Source organism: Microbulbifer thermotolerans (assembly GCF_900112305.1).
Lineage (GTDB): Bacteria > Pseudomonadota > Gammaproteobacteria > Pseudomonadales > Cellvibrionaceae > Microbulbifer > Microbulbifer thermotolerans.
The window spans coordinates 22,665-40,959 of the sequence record NZ_FOKT01000007.1 but is presented as its reverse complement, the minus strand read 5'-3'; the positions used below and the strand labels follow the sequence as shown (position 1 = coordinate 40,959).

The 18,295-nt window shown below is 56.7% G+C and carries 19 protein-coding genes; 12 read left to right on the top strand and 7 right to left on the bottom strand.

Annotated features, from left to right (window positions below):
* Positions 1–36 precede the first annotated feature (36 nt).
* From BM155_RS12170 to glpQ, 9 genes are all read left to right on the top strand, one after another.
* Positions 37–246, top strand: a complete 210-nt coding sequence (locus BM155_RS12170; RefSeq protein ID WP_139223251.1) for a hypothetical protein — start codon at positions 37–39, stop codon at positions 244–246.
* Between the two features lie 213 nt (positions 247–459).
* Positions 460–1,254, top strand: a complete 795-nt coding sequence (locus BM155_RS12165) for a MotA/TolQ/ExbB proton channel family protein (RefSeq protein ID WP_067151304.1) — start codon at positions 460–462, stop codon at positions 1,252–1,254.
* A 43-nt stretch (positions 1,255–1,297) separates the two neighbouring features.
* On the top strand, positions 1,298–2,602 hold the full coding sequence (locus BM155_RS12160) for a hypothetical protein (RefSeq protein WP_074903417.1): 1,305 nt from the start codon (positions 1,298–1,300) through the stop codon (positions 2,600–2,602).
* Positions 2,592–3,677 (top strand): vWA domain-containing protein, encoded by a 1,086-nt coding sequence (locus BM155_RS12155; protein ID WP_074903415.1) that lies wholly within the window; start codon positions 2,592–2,594, stop codon positions 3,675–3,677. The genes BM155_RS12160 and BM155_RS12155 overlap by 11 nt, the downstream gene beginning before the upstream one ends.
* The gene (locus BM155_RS12150) at positions 3,674–4,678 is read left to right on the top strand and encodes a vWA domain-containing protein (protein WP_067151294.1); all 1,005 of its coding nucleotides are present in this window, start codon (positions 3,674–3,676) and stop codon (positions 4,676–4,678) included. Before BM155_RS12155 ends, BM155_RS12150 begins: the two co-directional genes overlap by 4 nt.
* A gap of 88 nt (positions 4,679–4,766) precedes the next feature.
* Positions 4,767–5,390, top strand: coding sequence for a hypothetical protein (locus BM155_RS12145; protein ID WP_231902444.1), 624 nt, complete (start codon positions 4,767–4,769; stop codon positions 5,388–5,390).
* Positions 5,391–5,402: 12 nt separating this feature from the next.
* On the top strand, positions 5,403–6,062 hold the full coding sequence (locus BM155_RS12140; RefSeq protein ID WP_067151289.1) for a hypothetical protein: 660 nt from the start codon (positions 5,403–5,405) through the stop codon (positions 6,060–6,062).
* A 30-nt stretch (positions 6,063–6,092) separates the two neighbouring features.
* Entirely contained in the window at positions 6,093–7,547 is a 1,455-nt protein-coding gene (locus tag BM155_RS12135) for a M48 family metalloprotease (RefSeq protein WP_074903413.1), read from the top strand.
* A gap of 180 nt (positions 7,548–7,727) precedes the next feature.
* A complete protein-coding gene (gene glpQ, locus BM155_RS12130; protein ID WP_074903410.1) occupies positions 7,728–8,858 on the top strand; it encodes a glycerophosphodiester phosphodiesterase in 1,131 nt (376 codons plus the stop codon).
* Between the two features lie 43 nt (positions 8,859–8,901).
* Here the strand turns inward: glpQ and BM155_RS12125 are convergent, their stop codons facing one another.
* The 3 genes from BM155_RS12125 to BM155_RS12115 all read right to left on the bottom strand — a co-directional run bounded on the left by BM155_RS12125 (position 8,902) and on the right by BM155_RS12115 (position 12,147).
* A complete protein-coding gene (locus BM155_RS12125) occupies positions 8,902–9,681 on the bottom strand; it encodes an enoyl-CoA hydratase (protein WP_067151283.1) in 780 nt (259 codons plus the stop codon).
* Positions 9,682–9,829: 148 nt separating this feature from the next.
* Complete coding sequence (locus BM155_RS12120; RefSeq protein ID WP_074903408.1) at positions 9,830–10,756, bottom strand: dimethylarginine dimethylaminohydrolase family protein; 927 nt, start codon at positions 10,754–10,756, stop codon at positions 9,830–9,832.
* Positions 10,757–10,899: 143 nt separating this feature from the next.
* Positions 10,900–12,147 carry a Zn-dependent hydrolase gene (locus BM155_RS12115; protein ID WP_067151277.1) on the bottom strand — a complete coding sequence of 416 codons (1,248 nt, stop codon included), beginning with the start codon at positions 12,145–12,147 and terminating at the stop codon, positions 10,900–10,902.
* 319 nt (positions 12,148–12,466) lie between these two features.
* Between BM155_RS12115 and BM155_RS12110 the strand changes: the two genes are divergently transcribed.
* The gene (locus BM155_RS12110) at positions 12,467–13,249 is read left to right on the top strand and encodes a tryptophan 2,3-dioxygenase (RefSeq protein WP_067151274.1); all 783 of its coding nucleotides are present in this window, start codon (positions 12,467–12,469) and stop codon (positions 13,247–13,249) included.
* A 100-nt stretch (positions 13,250–13,349) separates the two neighbouring features.
* Here the strand turns inward: BM155_RS12110 and BM155_RS12105 are convergent, their stop codons facing one another.
* Positions 13,350–13,772, bottom strand: a complete 423-nt coding sequence (locus BM155_RS12105; RefSeq protein WP_074903406.1) for an ExbD/TolR family protein — start codon at positions 13,770–13,772, stop codon at positions 13,350–13,352.
* Positions 13,773–13,957: 185 nt separating this feature from the next.
* A complete protein-coding gene (locus BM155_RS12100) occupies positions 13,958–14,410 on the bottom strand; it encodes a methylglyoxal synthase (protein ID WP_067151268.1) in 453 nt (150 codons plus the stop codon).
* A 132-nt stretch (positions 14,411–14,542) separates the two neighbouring features.
* Between BM155_RS12100 and BM155_RS12095 the strand changes: the two genes are divergently transcribed.
* Positions 14,543–14,947 (top strand): hypothetical protein, encoded by a 405-nt coding sequence (locus BM155_RS12095; protein ID WP_067151265.1) that lies wholly within the window; start codon positions 14,543–14,545, stop codon positions 14,945–14,947.
* A gap of 210 nt (positions 14,948–15,157) precedes the next feature.
* Here BM155_RS12095 and BM155_RS12090 read toward each other — a convergent pair whose 3' ends face one another.
* Entirely contained in the window at positions 15,158–15,979 is an 822-nt protein-coding gene (locus BM155_RS12090) for a hypothetical protein (protein WP_139223250.1), read from the bottom strand.
* A 239-nt stretch (positions 15,980–16,218) separates the two neighbouring features.
* Here BM155_RS12090 and BM155_RS12080 point away from each other — a divergent pair, with 239 nt between their 5' ends.
* Entirely contained in the window at positions 16,219–17,031 is an 813-nt protein-coding gene (locus BM155_RS12080) for a hypothetical protein (protein ID WP_074903400.1), read from the top strand.
* 115 nt (positions 17,032–17,146) lie between these two features.
* Here BM155_RS12080 and BM155_RS12075 read toward each other — a convergent pair whose 3' ends face one another.
* Complete coding sequence (locus BM155_RS12075; protein ID WP_197463034.1) at positions 17,147–18,022, bottom strand: phosphoribulokinase; 876 nt, start codon at positions 18,020–18,022, stop codon at positions 17,147–17,149.
* Positions 18,023–18,295: the final 273 nt, after the last annotated feature.

The window sequence follows — 18,295 nt, the reverse complement described above, 5'->3', positions numbered from 1 at the left end:
GAGCAGATAAATCAGAGGCACTCTAGGAGATATAGCGTGAAAACAACCCTATGGATGATCGGCCTACTCCTGTTGTCGGCACCGCTGGCAGCTCAGGAAAACAGCGATCAGAGTGAGAAAGAAAAAACCTTGGAAATCGCACAGGCGCAGAAAGCACAAAATGAAGAGACGGCAGACCCTGACGACTACCAGGCCTCCGAGGAAATCTCGGAAGACTTATCCGTCTCCTACCCCGTGGATATCTAGGGAAGCTCTGATACATGCGCTTCCTGGCGGTAAAGATACCTGGTAACACGGACTCAACGACTGCACTCGCGCGCACGCCAAAAAGAGATTCCTCGGGGCAACAACGATGACTTCACACTTGGAAACAACTGTCATTTGCAGCCGGAGCAAAGCCCGGGGAAATGAACCAGCGTTTCCCCGACAGGCTGCGACACAGCCACACAGAGCAACACTATGAAATTCAAATCATCCGATTTTGTTTTCCAGCTGTTTGCCCTTCTGGGCGCAATCATACTGGTGCACGCCATCTACGTGGCCATTATCCGCCCCAATGCGGATGCCCTTATCGAGGAACAGCTGGCCCGCGAAGCCGCCGGTGAAACCTACGTGCAGCAGCGCTCCCTTTACATCGTCATGCGCGACTACGAGCAAGAGGCCTGTTTCGTATTGATGCTCTGGGCACTGGCGATCATGGGGCTGAAAGCCCAGCGCAGCATACGCGAGCGACAACTGCTGGACAAAGCGCTGCTCAATGTCAGCGAGGGCACCCCCATTCTCCCGGAAGACACCCGAGACCTGTCCCGGCCGATTCAAGCGCTGCCAGAGGAAGAGCGGAGCTTCCTGCTGCCCCGGGCGCTGCTGACCGCGCTGCAACGATTCGGCTCCACGAAAAATGTCGCCGCCGTGTCCAACTCCATCAAGGAGGTCTGCGACACGGAAGCGGACCGGCTGGACAGCGAACTGGCGATGGTCCGCTACATCACCTGGGCCATTCCCTCCATCGGATTTATCGGCACGGTGCGCGGTATCGGCGAGGCCCTGTCCCAGGCCCATCGCGCGGTGGAGGGCGATATCGCTGGCGTCACCGTCAGTCTCGGCGTTGCCTTTAATTCCACCTTCGTCGCACTAGTGATCAGCATCATCATCATGTTCTTCACGCATCAGCTGCAGCTGATGCAGGAGCGGCTGGTGTTGGACACGCAAAACTACTGCGACAACAACCTCCTCAGGTTCTTAAAAGTGAGTTGACTATCAGGGCGCCACTGCGCCCCAAAGGAAAGGAAACCACCCTATGACCCAAGGCGTACTGGAAATCAACGACTGTGGTCTGCGCGTATTCAGCGGTACCGACGAAGTCCTCGACAGCCCCGGTGTAGCGGTGATCGACAACCAACAAATACTGGTGGGAACCGCCGCGCTCATGCGCGCGCGCAGCCATCCCACCCAGGTCAACAATCAGTTCTGGCGCCGCCTGAGCCTGGAATCTCTGAAATCCGACAACGCCCGCTGTCGTCACCATGCGGACCTAGCCTACTGCCACCTGCAGGACATCGCCGAACATTGTGATTTACCGCAAGAAGTAGTACTCGCGGTGCCTGGCAATTTCACCCGCGAGCAACTGGCGCTGCTTCTCGGCATCGTCAACGAAAGCCCGGTCAACGCCGTGGGCCTGGTGGACGCGGCCACTGCCTGCATCAGCGCAGTGGCGCCCCGTGGCGTGCATCTGCACGTGGAACTACAGCGCCACCAGACACTGGTCAGCCGCATTGCCGTACATGAGCAGGCGGAACTGGACATCGCCGAGGCGATCGGCGATTCCGGCCTGCAAAATTTCCAGGACGCCTGGGCCCGGGTTTTCACCGATGCCTTCATTATGCAGTGCCGCTTCGACCCGCTGCATTCCGCCGAGGTGGAACAACAGCTCTACGATCTAATGCCTCAATGGGTAAGCCGGGCCATGCGCCAGGGCGAGGTAATGGCGGAACTGGACGACCGCACAGCCAAGGTGAGCCTGCGTCAATTACAAGACGCCTGCGCCCCCATATTGTCCCGGGTGCGCGCCATGACTGAAAACCTCGCTGAAGAAAACAGCATCGTCTTTGTCTCACACCGCTGGGGGGAAATTCCCGGCGGAGCCCAACTAACCGGGCGCATCCACTTGCTGCCACACAATTGCGTGGCTCTGTCAGTGACCAAACACTGGGAGGAAATTTACAGCGAAACCCCCGCCCTGCGCCTGGTCAACGCGCTGAGCGCGGCGCCGGCCACCGAGGTGGCGGTGCAGATCAACACTGCCGCCGAAACCGCGGCGACGCACCTCTTATTCGGGCACCGCGCCCTGGCGGCGCGGCAACCGCTGTTTGTCTACAGCAAGGGGAACAAACTCAACATCACCCCCACACCGCCAGACCACCCCGCCGCCACCGTCACCAACCACGCGGGCCGGTTGGCCCTGCGGGTGGATGCCGGCACACGGCTGATGCTGAACGGCGAGGAGATCGCCGCGCCCGTCAATCTGAGCGCGGGCGACAGAATCGGTGTACCGGATCACGATGAAGTGATCACCGCAATCAGTGTGGAGCATTATGGCGCGTAAAAAAAACCGGCGGTTCTCCACATTCAGCCTGTCGTTCCTAGACATTATGTCCTGCGGCTTTGGCGCAGTGGCACTGATATTCCTGATCATCAAACACGGTTCCGATCACGACATAGAGGCGCAAAACGAGGATCTGGCAGCGGAGGTCAACCTGCTGCAGGAGGAAGTGACTTTCGGGCGCGAGCACCTGGTATTGGCCCGTAACGCACTGGATGTGGTCAGCGATGAATTGGCCCAGACCCAGGGACTGGCACGGCGCATTCTCGAGCAGATAGAAGCGGTCAAAGGCAATATCGCCGAGATCGACAGCAGCGACGACGAAGAGGATATCCAGCGGCTGCGGGAAAAACTGAAACAACTCCAGGAGGCCAAGAAAAATCTCGAGGAGGAAAACGAACAGCTCGGCAATAATGTACGCAAGTTCATAGGAGACGGCGATCGGCAATACCTCACCGGCCTGCGCTTGGGCGGCAACCGCATACTGATATTGTTGGATTCCTCCGCCAGCATGCTGGGGGACGAACTTATCAAAGTCATCCGCGCCCGCAATATGTCCTCACGTGTCAAGCGCCAGACAGAAAAATGGCGCCGCGCCCTGGACACCGTATCCTGGCTTACCGCACAGTTTCCCCACGAAAGTCAGTACCAGATTTACACTTTTAATACCGGTTTCCGCGCCGCCATTCCCGGCACGGAAGACCGCTGGTTGAATGTGGACGACCGCGACCAGTTGGACAGAGCCATCAAAGAACTGGATAAATTAGTGCCCGAAGGCGGCACCAGCCTGGAGCGGATATTCAACGCCGTCAACGCTATGAACCCGCTGCCGGACAATATCATTCTGATTACCGATGGCCTGCCTACCCAAGGCATAAAGCCACCCCGCAGCAGCACGATTTCCGGAAAGGACAGGCGCCAACTCTTCCGGCGCGCAGTCAAGGTTCTACCGAAAAACGTGCCGATCAACGTCATTCTCGCACCGATGGAAGGCGACCCTTTTGCCGCCAGTGAATTCTGGAAACTGGCCGCACAAACCCAGGGCTCCTTTATTGCGCCTTCGAGGGACTGGCCATGAGACGCAACCGCCGCAAAAGAGGTCAGGAAGAATTCAGCGTTTCATTTCTCGACGTCATCTGCTGTGGCTTTGGCGCCATAGTGCTGTTGCTGATGATCGCCAAAACGGTGGAACCGATAGTGCTCGAGGAGGCCGAGCTGGACCTCGACGGGCAGGTAAAGGAACTGCAGCGCCAGCTGGCAGAAATCCGCGGTGAAACCAGTGTGCTCAATCGAGATCTCAACGCCAAGCGCGAACAGCTGGATATAGAACGCAAACGCATCGCCCAGCTGCGCGGTGAGCTGGAGACGCTGCAGGCCCTTTACGCGCGCAAGACGGAGGGGGAAAGCGAGCAGGGCAAACTCAAAGGCGAGCTGACAGTGGCCCTGCAAACACTAACCGAAGAAATGCGCCGCCTTTTGGGGGAAAACCATCAGCGCAAAAACAGTGTGATCGGCGGTATTCCCGTGGATAGTGAATACATCCTGTTCATCATCGACACCTCCGGCAGTATGTTCAACTACGGCTGGGACAGAATGATGGAGGAAATGGTCAACACCCTCGACATCTATCCCAACGTGAAAGGCATACAGGTAATGAACGATATGGGGGACTATATGTTCTCCAACTATCGCGGCAAATGGATTCCCGACACACCGGGGCGCCGCCAAGCCATTCTCAAGCGCCTGCGCTCCTGGAACCCCTTCAGTAACTCCAGCCCAGTGGAAGGCATTCAAAAGGCGGTGCGCAGCTTCTACGACCCAGACAAAAAAATCAGTATCTACGTACTGGGAGACGAGTTTACCGGCAAATCCATCCGCAACGTCATGCTGGCAGTGGACAGAGTCAACGCCCAGCATGGAGAAGGCAAACGCAATGTGCGCATACACGCGATTGGATTTCCCATACAGTTTTCCCGCCCGCCTCATCTACAGACCACGGGATTGCGGTTCGCCGCGTTGATGCGCGAACTCACCTATAGAAATGGCGGCACTTTTGTGGGGTTAAACGATTTCCGATAACTGGCTATTGCCAGGTCTATCAGTTATTGAGGACGGAGAAATGGAATTTTCCAGCAACGTTTTTTCCCGGGCAGCGAGGTGTCTCCTGTTGTCGGCCGCACTGCTGACAACGGCATGCTCACACACGGTACAGGTGGATGGGGAATTTCCCCAGCCGGTAGGACGGCAACACCCTCTAACCGTGGGGATCTATCTGAGCGATGAGTTCAGCAATTTCACCCACCACGAAGACAGCGAAGACAGAGAGGAATGGAATATCAGCACCGGGCGCGCACAGAAAAACCTGTTTCAAACGGTGCTCGGTTCCATGTTTACCGAAACGATACTCCTGTCCTCCTACCCACAGAATCTGCCAGAGGACGTCGAACTGGTCATCGTACCGGAAGTGCGAGAGCTGCAATTCACCATGCCTCGGGAAACCCGTGTGAATATCTTCGAGGTGTGGATCAAATACGACATGCACGCCTATAACCCGCAAGGTGAGTCGGTGGCAAATTGGGTGATTACCGCCTACGGAAAAACACCCACCGCCTTTCTGAAGTCCCAGGAAGACGCTCTGGCCCAGGCAATTAACGTGGCGCTGCGGGACGCAGGCGCCACCCTGTTCACGGGATTTGAACAGGTACCGGAGTTACAGGCGCTGCTCGCCAACAAGCGGCGCGCCCTGTCGATGAAGCAAAACGAATCCGCCGAAGAACAGCCCGCGGATTAACAGGAGGTTGCTGTGTTCAAATCATTGTTTGTCTTCAGTCTGGCGCTGATCAGCGGCTGCACCACCGTGGTCATCGACGAATACCGCCGCAGCGACGGCGAACTGGCAGCGGGGGACACCGTCGTGATCCTCGGGCGCCGCCATTCGAGCGAATACGAAACAGAACCCGACCTCATCGACTGTGTCGGCCGGGAGCTGCACGATCCCGCACGGGGAGTGAAGGTGATACCAGAGAAACATTTTCTGGATGCCATGTACCCCTGGTTCGAACCGCGCACGGCCCCCATGCACCTGCGCTCTCTCGACCGCCTGCTGGAAATTCCCAACGTGCGTGAGCGCATGGAAGCCTACGGTGTCAAATACATTGTGTGGATAGACGGGTCCACCGAGACCACAGCCAGTGCCGGTTCCATCGGCTGTTCCATCGGCACCGGCGGCGCTGGCTGTTTCGGCTTCGGCACCTGGGACAAGGAATCCGACTACGAGGCGTCAGTGTGGGATTTCCGCGATCAGGAATTGTCCGGCAAGCTCAGTGCAGACGCGAAAGGAACGTCCTATATGCCCGCCATCGTCGTGCCGATTCCACTGATTGCACGGGTACAGAATAACGCCTGCAAAGGTATGGCGGCACAGCTGCAACAATTTCTGCTGCCCGCCAACGGCAAATCCTGACAACATGTCCTCAAAAGGGAGAGAAGCGGGATGCGTTACTTCAATAACATTCTGATCGCCATTCTGATCGCAGCCGCCCCCGGCTGTGCCTTCAACCCGGCAACCAACCGCCCGGATCTGGTTTTGATGTCCGAGGAAAAGGAAATCGAAATCGGCCGCGAAATGCACACGAAGCTGATCGCCAGCACTCCCATTTACAACGATCCGGTGCTCACCGCCTATGTGAATCACGTGGGCCAGAAGATTGCCGCCGCCAGCGACAGGCCGGATCTCAACTATCACTTTACGATTATCGACAGCCAGGACATCAACGCCTTCGCCCTGCCCGGAGGCTATGTGTACATCAACCGCGGCCTACTCACCTACCTGCACTCCGAGGCGGAAATGGCAGCGGTGCTGGCCCATGAAATCGGTCATATCACCGCCCGCCACGCGGTGCGGCAGAAAACCGCGGCGACCGGAGCCGGAGTCGCTTCGGTACTCTCGGTACTGGTGACCGGCAGTGGCGTAGTAGGCGATGTCACTAACTTGTGGAGCACCGCCGCGGTCAAGGGCTACGGGCGCGAAATGGAACTGGAAGCGGACCGCTTCGGCGCCCAGTACATGTATAACGCCGGTTACGACCCCCAGGCGATGATCAATGTAATCGGCCTGCTCAAGGACCAGGAGACATTCGCCCGCCGCCGCGCGCGGCTGGAAGGCAAGAAGCCGCAAACCTACCACGGCGTCTTTTCCACCCACCCGCGCAACGATATCCGCCTGCAAGAGGTGGTGGAAGCGGCCGGCCAGCTGCCGGAAGACCGCAAGATCATCAAAGCGGATTACTACCGGGAAAAAACCGATGGCTTAGTGTACGGGCACAATGTCCAGCAGTCCGACAAAAATCGCTATAACCACAAACGCCTGGGATTTTCCCTGCTGTTTCCCAAAGGCTGGAAAGTGGAAAACCAGCGCTCCGCCATCGTCGGCACAGCACCGGATAACAAGGCCACCATCACCATCAGGGTGGCGCAACGGCAAAACAACCAGCCCGCGGATATGGCATTGCGCGAGACCTATGATGTCCGCGATTTGGAACAGGATGAAAAATTGCACCAATACCAATTGGTGGGCCACACCGGCAGGCTGCCCGATGCTGACAGCGATAGTCCGGACAGAGTCGCGGTGATCTACTACGGCAGCCGCCAGTACATTCTGGAGGGAAAAATCAACGACGCTTCCGCTCGCGACGCAGAAACCTTCAACGAATATGACAACCTCTTTCTCACCAGTATCCGCAGCTTCCGGCCCCTGCGCAAAAGCGATCTTATCCAGCCGGATATCAAGCGGGTTCGCTACGTGAAAGCCAATGAAAAAACCACCTTTTCTTCACTGGCAAGGCATATGGAAATCGGCGAATACGCAGAAGAGCAGCTGCGGCTGCTGAACGGCTACTACCCGCGCGGCGAGCCCAAGCCCGGCGAGTGGATCAAGATAGTGCAGTAATCTTTTGGACCTCTGATTATTTCGCCTCCCGGCGGTAAATTGATGTTGCAGCCTGATGAGGTGCGCCGGATACAGGGATGAAAAAGGTTCCATTCAGCGCCGCATCGGCCTGACTGTTACCAAAGTGTCACAAAGATTCCGTAAAAAATATCCAAATCCACCACTCCATCGGCCACTAAGATGATCCGATCCACACTGATAGCCGTTTTCTCTGCCGTTGCACTGACGGCACCCCTCCTATCCCTGGCCAGTGGCGCATTTGCCTGGAAAAGTGAACGACCGGTTGTCATCGCCCACAGGGGCGCCTCTGGATACCTGCCGGAACACACTCTGGAGTCCAAAGCCCTAGCCTATGCTATGCGCCCAGACTACATAGAACAGGACCTCACCCTCAGCAAGGATGATCACTTGATCGTGATGCACGACATTGTTCTGGACAATATCACCAACGTGGCCCAGGTATTTCCAGATCGTGCCCGCGATGACGGCCACTACTATACGATCGACTTCACACTTGCCGAACTGAAGCAGCTAAAAGTCAGTGAACCCTTTGTCACTAATGGCGGCGTGCAAACCCCTAAGTACCCGCAACGCTTCCCGCTGTGGAATTCCAGTTTCCAGCTGTCCACCCTGGACGAAGAAATCGAACTGATCCAAGGGTTAAACAAAAGCCTTGGGTACAACATCGGCATTTATCCGGAAATCAATAAACCTTGGTTCCACCACCGAGAAGGCAAAGACATCGCCCTGCTGACGCTGATCAAATTAAAAGAGTACGGCTATGTGGACCGCAGGCAGAATATATATCTGCAGAGTTTTGACGCAGAGGAACTGCAACGTATCAAATGGGAACTGATGCCGCGCCTCGGTATGGATCTTCCCCTGGTACAACTGATTGCAGATACCGAGTGGGGAGAAAAGAAGGTAGAGACCAACGGAGAACTGGTTAACTACGATTACGATTGGATGCTGGAATCCGCCGGGTTGCAGAAGATTGCCGGCTACGCCGACGGAATAGGCCCCTGGAACATGATGCTGATACGCCTGGAGGGAGGGCAGCCAGTATCCACTGGGCTGGCACAAAGAGCCCGGCAACAGAATCTAGTGATACACCCCTACACTTTCCGTGCCGATGTTCAGCAGCTGCCGGGAAAATTCTCCCGTTTTGACAATCTGCTGCAACTCTTTATCCGCCGTCTGGGTGTCGATGGCGTCTTTACCGATCATCCCGACAAGGCAATACGTGTTATCGACAAAATCTACCCTGCCCGGCCCGCCCCAGAAGCACACTACAGCTCCCGAGTGAATTAATCAGAGGTTCCTTAAGCAGAAAGCCCCGCGAAGGGGCTTTTTGTTACTCGAAGCGGGAAAAGTCCGCCGGCCGCTTTTCCATAAAGGCCGTGGCGGCTTCCTTGAACTCCTCTGAGGACAGGCGCTGCTGGAAGTACTGGGCCTCCTCTTTGATCACCTCCATGCCCACTTGACGTGTTCCCTTGCGCAGCAGCTGTTTGGCCAGGCGCACCGCTTCCGGCGCCTTTGCCGCCAACTCGGAGGCAACAGCCCGGGCCCGCGCCAGGGTTTGATCCGCCGGTACCGCAGCGTTACAAATGCCAATTTCCACTGCTTCATCCGCATCAAACTTTTTGCCCAACAGCAGCAGTTCCGCCGCCTTGACATGCCCCGCTATACGCGGGAGGAAAAAGCTTGAGGCATACTCCGGCACCAACCCCAAATTCACAAATGGCATCTGGAACAGAGCGTCGCTGCCGGCAAAGGCCATATCACAGTGCAGCAGCATGGTGGTGCCTATCCCGACCGCGGGGCCGTTGACCGCAGCAACCACGGGCTTGGGGAAGTTGTACAGGGCCAGCATAAACTGGAAAACCGGCGAATCCGCACTGGACGCTGAACCGCCGAGAAAATCCAGCAGGTCATTGCCACTGGTAAAGGCCCCTCCCGCACCGGAGATAATTGCGACGCGAATCTCGGCACTTTCCGCGGCCTCATTGAGTAATTCGGCCATGGCCGTATACATGGCCATGGTGAGGGCATTCTTGCGCTCGGGGCGATTAATCGTGATTTCCAGCACACGGTCGGTGACCTTAGCCTGGATTTCCGCGCAGGAACTTTGCATGGGCTTCTCCGCTTGTCAGTGTTGCACGCACCCCTCCCGTCAGTGGAACAACTGGAAGAGAGAGTCCTGTGCGCTTGGAAGTTTTCCGGGCTAATGGTAACCACCAGTGCGCCGCGGGCGAGTTCCGAATCGACCAGTTTGGTTGACGTCAGGCACCCGATTTGGCCACCGAATCCCGACGCAGAGGTTGACACATACAGTGCACGCCGCCACCGCCGGGGGTAATCATGGAAATATCGGGGTCAATCACCTCCAGCCCGTGTGCGCGGCACCGCTCTGCCAGTGCCTTGTTGGCTTTTGGCAGCATAACGCGATCGTTGCCGAGCGCGACGACATTGACGCCAAGTTCCAGTATCTGTGGGAAGGAGATGTCGATAATCTCGATGTTGCGGCTCTTGAACCACTGCACCAGCTCCGGCTCTACCGCATCCACGCAGACCGCCGCCAGCTTTTCCGCCAGCATGGCCACCATCACGTCGATATGTAGAAAGAAAGGATCGAAGGGATAGCCTTTGACCTCCCAGCCTTCCTTCTCAATCCAGCCCTTCATTTGCTCGAAGCCCGCCTTGCTGGTGCGCTCCCCGGAGTAACCGCATAAGATGACGCCGGGTTCCAGTACCATAAAGTCGCCGCCTTCCAGCGAACCGGCGGTAATGCAGTCATATATCGGAATCCCCAACTCGGCGTATTTCTTCACGATGGGCACCCATTCACCGCGGCGCCAGGGGCTGTACATCTGGGTGACAATCGGTCCCCAGGGCGTCATTACCGAAGAGTCGCGACCGTAGATCTGGTAGGGCAGGCTGCTGTCCGCGGGGATCAAGTGCACATTCACACCGGCATGGCGGTAAGCATCCAGCATTTCCGCATGCTGGGCCGCGGCCACCTTATGGTCGAACTCGAACCCCAGACGCTCCGCGCGGCGCGCACTGGCATTGCCGGTGCGCCAGCTGAAATTGTCCACTGGGCCGATCAGCACGTCGCGCAGCAGTCCGTACTCGGAGTCCATCCCCCAGTTTTCCAGAGGTGCGGTGCCGCCTTCGTCTTTACGTCGCTTCAGAGTGAATTCAGTCATGGCTTATTGTTCCGGATGTTGTAAACAAGCGTTACCCCTTCTCGGGGAGCCTTCAATGGTTGCGCACGGGGCATCTACCCGAGTACCCCTAAAAGCGAGACAGTGCGCTCAAGCGGATCAGAGGCTCGGGTGGGGAAACCGTTTTACGCTATTCCCGCCCTGTCCAGCATCGCGTGCATTAGCACGTTGCAGCCGGCTTCCAAATGCGCCGGCTCCGCGAATTCGGCTTCGTTGTGAGACAAGCCGCCAGCGCAAGGCACAAAGATCATCGACACCGGCGCGACGCGGGAGACATACACGGAGTCGTGACCCGCGCCAGAGACCATCTTTCTGTGACTGTAGCCGAGCCTTTCCACCGCCGCGCTGACCGCCGCAACACAGGACTCATCAAACTGCACCGGCGGCGAGTGCCACTCCTCGCGCACATCGATAGTAACGCCGGCAGCCTCCTCTACCTGCTCCGCCAGCCGGTAGAGGGTGCGGTGCAGGTGCTCGAGTCCATCGGGTTTGGGGTGGCGCAAGTCCAGAGCCAAAACCACCTTCTCCGGCACCGTGTTGCGGCTGCCGGGCTCAGCGCGCAGGTCGCCGCAGGTCATGCGGGCGTCGTCGGAATAGGCTTTGACTTCGCTGTAGAGGCGTTCGCACAGAATGGCCAGTGCCTGTACCGGATCGCGCCGGTCGGCCATGGGTGTGGGGCCTGCGTGGCAAGGCTTGCCGCGGAAAGTAACGTCGTACCAGCGAATACCCTGGACGCCGGTGACCACACCGATCGTCTCATTCTGCTTTTCCAGAATAGGGCCCTGCTCAATATGGGCCTCAAAGGCCGCGGTCACGGGGCCCGGCTCCGGCGCCAGCTCACCCAGGTAACCAATGCGCGCCAGCTCTTCGCCGATGGTCTTGCCACTTTTGTCGGCGCGGCTGTGAGCGTATTCCAGCGTGAACTCTCCGGCCCAGACTCCCGAGCCGATCATCGCCGGGGAAAAACGTGCCCCTTCCTCGTTGGTCCACACCACCAATTCCAGCGGGGCCCTGGTTTTTATACCCTTGTCTTCCAAGGTCCGCAGTACCTCCAAACCGGCGAGGACCCCGTAAACACCGTCGAATTTTCCGCCGGTGGGCTGGGTATCGAGATGAGACCCTGTGATCACCGGTGCTATTCCGGCTTCGGTACCCGCGCGACGGGCGAAAATATTGCCCATGCGGTCTACGCGAATCTCACAGCCGATTTCGCGGCACCACCGCACAAACAGGTCCCGGCCCTGCTTATCTTCATCGGTTAGTGCCTGGCGATTGCACCCTCCTGCGGGCGTGGCACCGATGCTGGCCATTGCCATCAGACTGTCCCAGAGACGAGCGCCGTCAATGCGCAGCGCCTGTATCGATCTTTCCATTAGAGGGTTTCCCAACCTTATCCGGTTCTTTTCATCCGAAATAAAAAAGCTCAGAGGCGCTCCACGCCAAACCATAGGCACGAAAGGCGGCACAGGTACTGCGAAACTTGTCGGTGACCGAAACAAAGCAAACCCTCTCGCGCCCGGACAGAACGCTTGCAAATTCTCAGTTACGCGATAAGTTCACACTCTGATGCGAAGAGCCCCTTATAATGGCCCTAATACTAATAACATTTATGCAATTTTAATTTTGATCCGCGCCATATAAAGAAAACAATATTTCGCGCCTGGTCAAAGACCAATCAAGAATCGATCCCCTATGACCATTACTTATAGCTCTTACCTGAAAGTAGACGAGTTGTTGCAGTGCCAGATCCCACTGTCGGATGGGCCTGAACACGACGAGATGCTGTTTATCATTATTCACCAGAGCTACGAACTGTGGTTCAAGCAGCTGTTGCATGAACTGGACTATCTGGTGGTGCTGTTCGATGAGGGCGAACGCAATCGCGCCTTGCACACACTGAAACGGGTGGGCGCGATATACCGCACCTTGATTCAGCAGGTGGATATCCTGGAGACCCTGACACCACTGGAGTTCATGTCCTTTCGAGACCGGCTTTCCACCGCCAGCGGCTTCCAGTCCTTCCAGTTCCGCGAGCTGGAGTTTCTATACGGCGCCAAGGACCCCAAAAAACTGGACAACTACGAGGCTGGCTCGGAACACTACCTGCGCCTACAAAAACGCTTGCAAGCCCCCACGCTCTGGGACGCCTTTCTGAACTTCCTGACCAAAGAGGGGCACCCGGTTCCGGAAAGTGAGCTGAAGCGCGACTTCAGCAAGATAGCCGAACCCTCACCCGCGGTGCAGAAGATACTAATTGATATTTACCGCAATGATCCTTTGATCAGCGAGATTTGCGAGGCCTTGGTGGATATTGACACATTACTGCAACAGTGGCGGTACCGGCACGTAAAGATGGTGGAGCGGACGATTGGCAGCAAGGTGGGCACCGGCGGCTCCAACGGCGCCGCTTATCTGCGAACGACCCTGTTTAAGCCGGTGTTTCCCGACCTTTGGGCAATCCGCTCGGAGTTCTGACCCGGCCTCCACAGCCGACTGCGGGGGGAAGGGGGGGGAAATCACCCCAGCGCAAATACAAAAAAAGCCGGCACCAGCCGGCTTTTCTATGCAGGGGCACTTAGTCCTCGTATGGGACCAGGGACACCTGTATATTGGAGTTCACTTCCTTGGCCGCATCCGCAATCTGCACATAGGTATCGGCACTCGACTTGTTGTGCGCGCGCACAATCACGATAGCCTGCGGGTTCTCGGCAAACAGCTGCGCGATACGAGCGCGCACGGCACGGCTATCGATGCGGCTGGTTCCCATCCAAATCTCGTCGTTGGCGTTGACCGTGAGCAGGATATTCTGCTTATCGGGATCCGGCGGGGTCTGCTGGGTTTGCTCCGGATCGGGCACGTTGACGTCCAGCGCTTTCTCTTTGACAAAAGACGCCGTTACGATAAAGAAGATCAGCATGATAAACACAACGTCCAGCATGGGCGTCAGGTCGATATCCGCTTTTTCCTCTTCTACGGCCTTACCGCGTCGTCTACTCATAAAACACCGTATAGTTATTTATTGCGAATGGCGCCGGATTGACCGGTCTGATCAGGGGGGCAAGATTGCCGCGAAATTGCCAGCATTGCAAGTGGAACCTGGCACCGAACAAAAAAGCCAGCAATATCAATAAGTTAAGAGTACCGCCCACAAGCTAAAGGTCATTATTTGAACACCAGGTTCGACTACCTGCCTGCAAGATAGCCCTGATAATCGGGCACTTCGCGCTCAAACTCACGCTCCATCAGCACCGATTGCACCATCATATCCGCACTGGCGCCATTACAGGCCACCGGGATATTCCATACCGCGGCAATACGCAACAATGCCTTGACGTCCGGGTCATGGGGCATAGGCTCAAAGGGGTCCCAAAAGAAGATCAGCAGATCTACCTCTCCCTGACAGATCCGGGCGCCCAGCTGCTGATCCCCACCCATGGGGCCACTGAGCAGCTTCTCCACTTGCAGGCCGGTAGCCGCTTCGATCTTACTGCCGGTGGTACCTGTTCCAACCAGACGGTGCCGCTGCAACAACTCTCGGTGACGGCTGCACCACTCAATCAGAGCCCCCTTGCGATTGTCGTGTGCGACCAGCGCCACGCGCTTGGTCGCCGGTATTGGCTGGGAAATGAATTCCATCCTATCCTCGGTACTGTGTCTTTCTTCTATATAAGTAGGGCAGCTATTTTACCCGTTGCCGGGCCCTATGGCTCCACCCGCATTCAATCCCTATAATCCGCGGCCATTCCACTGAGCAGAGAGAAGCATGTCATGAGCGTCGGTGCCTGGGAACCCGAAAGTGCAGCCAATGCCTGCAGCGATAAAACGCAATTCGACCGCAACCAGCTGCAACGCTTTATCGCTGCCGCGCAGTCATCCGCTCCCTTGATGGAATCTCTGGCAGAAGCGGATCAACGGGATTCCCGGTTGATACGTCTTCCCGCACAAAGCTGGCTTGAAGAAAGTGCGCACTGGAGCGACGAGCAACTGTGGCAGCTCATCCGATTTTTCACCTTGGCAGAAATGCAACTGCCGGGCTGGGATGCCGGTGCGGAATCAGCAGTGATTCCGCTTGCCAAGGCGCTGCGCCAGCGCAACACACCTCTCAGTCGCGAACAGTTGCTGTGGATTCGGCAAAATTCCAATAACCGCTATTTGCCCTATGGGCCACTATAAAGAAGCCCGGTTAAATTCGCCTGGGTACCACCGTTGTGGTGGAGGCAGCCAGGTAATAGATGATCTTTTCCCACCCGTAGCGCCGGCCATTTTTCTCCGGTTTTCAATGCCGCCATCAAACCACATGAGCTATGCACCCGAGAGAAGAAAATCGCCCCCCAGTAGCCAATCAATTAGAGGTGACATCAACCCCTTACCGCCACTGACAAATTACTCTTCCAGGCGGAACAATTGACTGCGTAAGAGGTCCGCACTGCCGGGCGTTCGGTAGTTGTGCGGCAGGTGCCGCCAGACGACAACCCCCTCACTGTCCAACAGCCATTGACTGGGGCGGGCCGCGGCAGTCGTTCTGGAACAGGGCAGCAGCGGTGCGCCGCCCGCAACGACAAAGGGTAAATTCGCGCAAGCACCGCTCTCAAGCTGCAGTATTTCCGCTGCTAGCTGCCCGCTTCCGCCCCAGTCGGAAGCAGGAGAAGTACTAAAGAGCACGAGACCCACACCCCGCTTTTGCAAATGCGGCGATAGCTCGCGTAACTCGGCAATCAATGCACGACTGTCCGCACAACATCTTCCCCGTAAAAAAATCAACAGCAAACCACAGAAGTTATTCCGGCGCGCATATTCTTCCGCATGCCAAATTTTGCAACTGGTGACAACCAATTCCGGAAAGCGGGAGTCAACGGCGGGCATATCCGGGTGACGCACTGCGCTGAGGTGAAACAGGTAAACAAGAAAGATAAACAGGTTACAGATAGCCAGATAAATCGGTTGCCCCCTGTCTGTATCAGTGAGCAGAACAACTGCCAGCCCTGCCAAAACTGCCGCAAATGCGGCCGACTCTCGCTGGTCTCCCCGATATTTCTCCGGCCATATAGAGCGCAGCAACATCCAAAGAGGCAACGCCCAGGCATTCAACAGCAACCCCAGCCAGGCAATCGCACCGGAGCCAAAATAGCGATAAATTGCCCAAAATCCGCAGATCCAGAGCCAGACAAATGCCAATGTGGTTAAAAAAACCTTAAATTTACGCATCAAAGAGTAAAAATGCCGCGAAAACACTTGCATTCAAGTATATAAATAAGCTGCAATTAGCGCGATGAAATCAAGGGGCTTCTCTATCAATTCTTTTCTGCCGGAAATGCCCTCCCGGCTCCGCCCGATCCGGCGGACCGGAAGCGTTTGAAAGCGGTGGAGAATAATTGATAGAGGCGCCCCTTCATCTGCAACAATACTGAACTCATCCACAACAATATTGAATACAGGGATATTTTATGGCTGCAAAAAGAAAGTCTTCGCCCGCTGTAGTAAGCCCCGTCGCCAAACTGGAGGCGGAACTGAACGCATTGAAATCCAAACTGGAACAGGCTCGCGCCAAACAAGAGAAAGATGCGGAGAAAGCCGCTGACAAGCTGGCCAAGGACGCCGCCAAGGCTGCCGCCAAAGCCAAAACCGCCGCGGCTAAGGTTAAAACCGTACGCGCCAAGAAGACCACCCCCGCACAGCAGCGTCAGCTGAAAGCCGCTCAGACTGCGGCCGCCGCGGCCAAACAGGCAGCGGATAACGCCAAGGCCGCCGCCCGTGAAGCCAAAGCCCAACTGGCTAACATCAAAGCGGAAAACAAGCTCGCCGCCAAGATCGCCAAGGCTGTTGCCAAGGAAGAAGCGGCTATCGCCAAGAAGCTGGCTGCCGCCGAGAAGAAGAAAGCTGCCGCCGCAGCCAAGAAGGCCGCCGCTGCCGCCAAGAAGAAAGCCGCTGCAGAGAAGAAGAAAGCTGCCGCCGCAAAACGGAAAGCTACCACAGCGAAAAGAGGGCCCGGTCGCCCGAAAAAAGCTGCGGCCACTACAACTACCACAGCCAAAAGAGGCCCCGGTCGCCCGAAAAAAGCCGCAACTGCTGCCACTACCACAGCGAAAAGAGGTCCCGGCCGTCCGAAAAAAGCCGAAACCGCCACTACTGCGGCGAAAAAAGGCCCCGGTCGCCCGAAAAAAGCCGCTACCACCACCACCGCGGCGAAGAAAGGCCCCGGCCGCCCGAAGAAAGCTCCCGCCAAGCGCGGTCCGGGCCGTCCTCCGAAGGCCAAGTAACCACAACGCAGCGGTCTCAGGCTCCACAAATGCAAAACCCGGCTTCAGCCGGGTTTTCTTTTATGGGCACGAAAAATACGCACCATGTCCGCACGCGGGTGCTGGCCCGGCGACATCAAGAGTTTAGGCGCATCCCGCAAATCCGGTGATCGCGTCCCAGCTCAAACACACAATCGGCGCGTGCAGGCATTTCCGCAAGGAGATTACGGGTAATACGCTCATAGTGCTGCACAAAGCGTACAAGCGCTCTATCATCCATACCGCCACCAGTTCGCTCCCGCAGCTTCCGTTCCTGCAAACGTCGCCACTCCAACACGGATTCCATATCAGGGACCTTCAACATTAGCAACAGATCCAGGCGTTCAAAGAGCTCGCGATAGGACCCCGCCAGTTGCCGGTTGATGTAGTTCCGCCAGCTTCCATCCGGATCTTCATTTTTCTCCAAGGAATTGATAGGCACATCTGCATTCCGCCAAGGCTTGGCGCCGACACACCAGCCTTCGAGCAGCAGAATATCCACAGTGCCACGATGGTGCGGCCATTCAGAACAGGGGGCGCGGTCGTCCGTGGACTTGTCGAACAGAGGAAGCGCGATATCACTGCCGGCATCCGCGGCGAGCAGTGCGTCAATCGTTTTCAATCCCAACTGCACATCATGAGTACCCGGAACACCGCGGGTTTTGAGTAGTGGATGTATTTGCCGCGCAAGCTGTTCGCGCTCCGCCTTGGTAAGATAGAGGTCGTCGAGAGAGAAGCCAACACTGCGCAATCCCATCCGCAGCCAGACCGAACGGAGAAACTCCGTCAAAGTGGACTTCCCAGACCCCTGGCCACCACAAATACCCACCACCAATGCACAGTCCGGCTGCCGCTTTTTCTCCAACCACACGGCCAGCGGCAGATAGTAGTTATCAATTAACTCATGAAATGTTTCCGGCAGCTGGCGTTCGCGTATAAACGAATCAAACTCAGAGCTCAGTTCTGTGCGCAATTCCGCTGCTCTCTGCGTTATTGATTTAGGCCAGCTCACGACAACCTCCAGTCTTGATTGATGTTCCATATTCCGGCGGTCTGCCAGACAGTGCCGGATGAGCACTGGTTGGGGCGCCTCTGCTAGTTGCTTTCCTGACGCAAAGCGATTCCGCCCTGAAATCAGCAACTCAGATGATAGAACGGACACTGCCAGAGCGCCTCAATGCAACTAGATAGCGCTCACACAAATTAACCAGAGGTTCCTTATAGCGCGCTTGCGGCAGTCGTAAGG

Coding starts and splice junctions, on each gene's coding strand:
- BM155_RS12165 (WP_067151304.1), top strand. CDS start 460: ATGAAATTCAAATCATCCGATTTTGTTTTCCAGCTGTTTGCCCTTCTG.
- BM155_RS12160 (WP_074903417.1), top strand. CDS start 1,298: ATGACCCAAGGCGTACTGGAAATCAACGACTGTGGTCTGCGCGTATTC.
- BM155_RS12155 (WP_074903415.1), top strand. CDS start 2,592: ATGGCGCGTAAAAAAAACCGGCGGTTCTCCACATTCAGCCTGTCGTTC.
- BM155_RS12150 (WP_067151294.1), top strand. CDS start 3,674: ATGAGACGCAACCGCCGCAAAAGAGGTCAGGAAGAATTCAGCGTTTCA.
- BM155_RS12135 (WP_074903413.1), top strand. CDS start 6,093: ATGCGTTACTTCAATAACATTCTGATCGCCATTCTGATCGCAGCCGCC.
- glpQ (WP_074903410.1), top strand. CDS start 7,728: ATGATCCGATCCACACTGATAGCCGTTTTCTCTGCCGTTGCACTGACG.
- BM155_RS12125 (WP_067151283.1), bottom strand. CDS start 9,681: ATGCAAAGTTCCTGCGCGGAAATCCAGGCTAAGGTCACCGACCGTGTG.
- BM155_RS12120 (WP_074903408.1), bottom strand. CDS start 10,756: ATGACTGAATTCACTCTGAAGCGACGTAAAGACGAAGGCGGCACCGCA.
- BM155_RS12115 (WP_067151277.1), bottom strand. CDS start 12,147: ATGGAAAGATCGATACAGGCGCTGCGCATTGACGGCGCTCGTCTCTGG.
- BM155_RS12110 (WP_067151274.1), top strand. CDS start 12,467: ATGACCATTACTTATAGCTCTTACCTGAAAGTAGACGAGTTGTTGCAG.
- BM155_RS12105 (WP_074903406.1), bottom strand. CDS start 13,772: ATGAGTAGACGACGCGGTAAGGCCGTAGAAGAGGAAAAAGCGGATATC.
- BM155_RS12100 (WP_067151268.1), bottom strand. CDS start 14,410: ATGGAATTCATTTCCCAGCCAATACCGGCGACCAAGCGCGTGGCGCTG.
- BM155_RS12095 (WP_067151265.1), top strand. CDS start 14,543: ATGAGCGTCGGTGCCTGGGAACCCGAAAGTGCAGCCAATGCCTGCAGC.
- BM155_RS12090 (WP_139223250.1), bottom strand. CDS start 15,979: ATGCGTAAATTTAAGGTTTTTTTAACCACATTGGCATTTGTCTGGCTC.
- BM155_RS12080 (WP_074903400.1), top strand. CDS start 16,219: ATGGCTGCAAAAAGAAAGTCTTCGCCCGCTGTAGTAAGCCCCGTCGCC.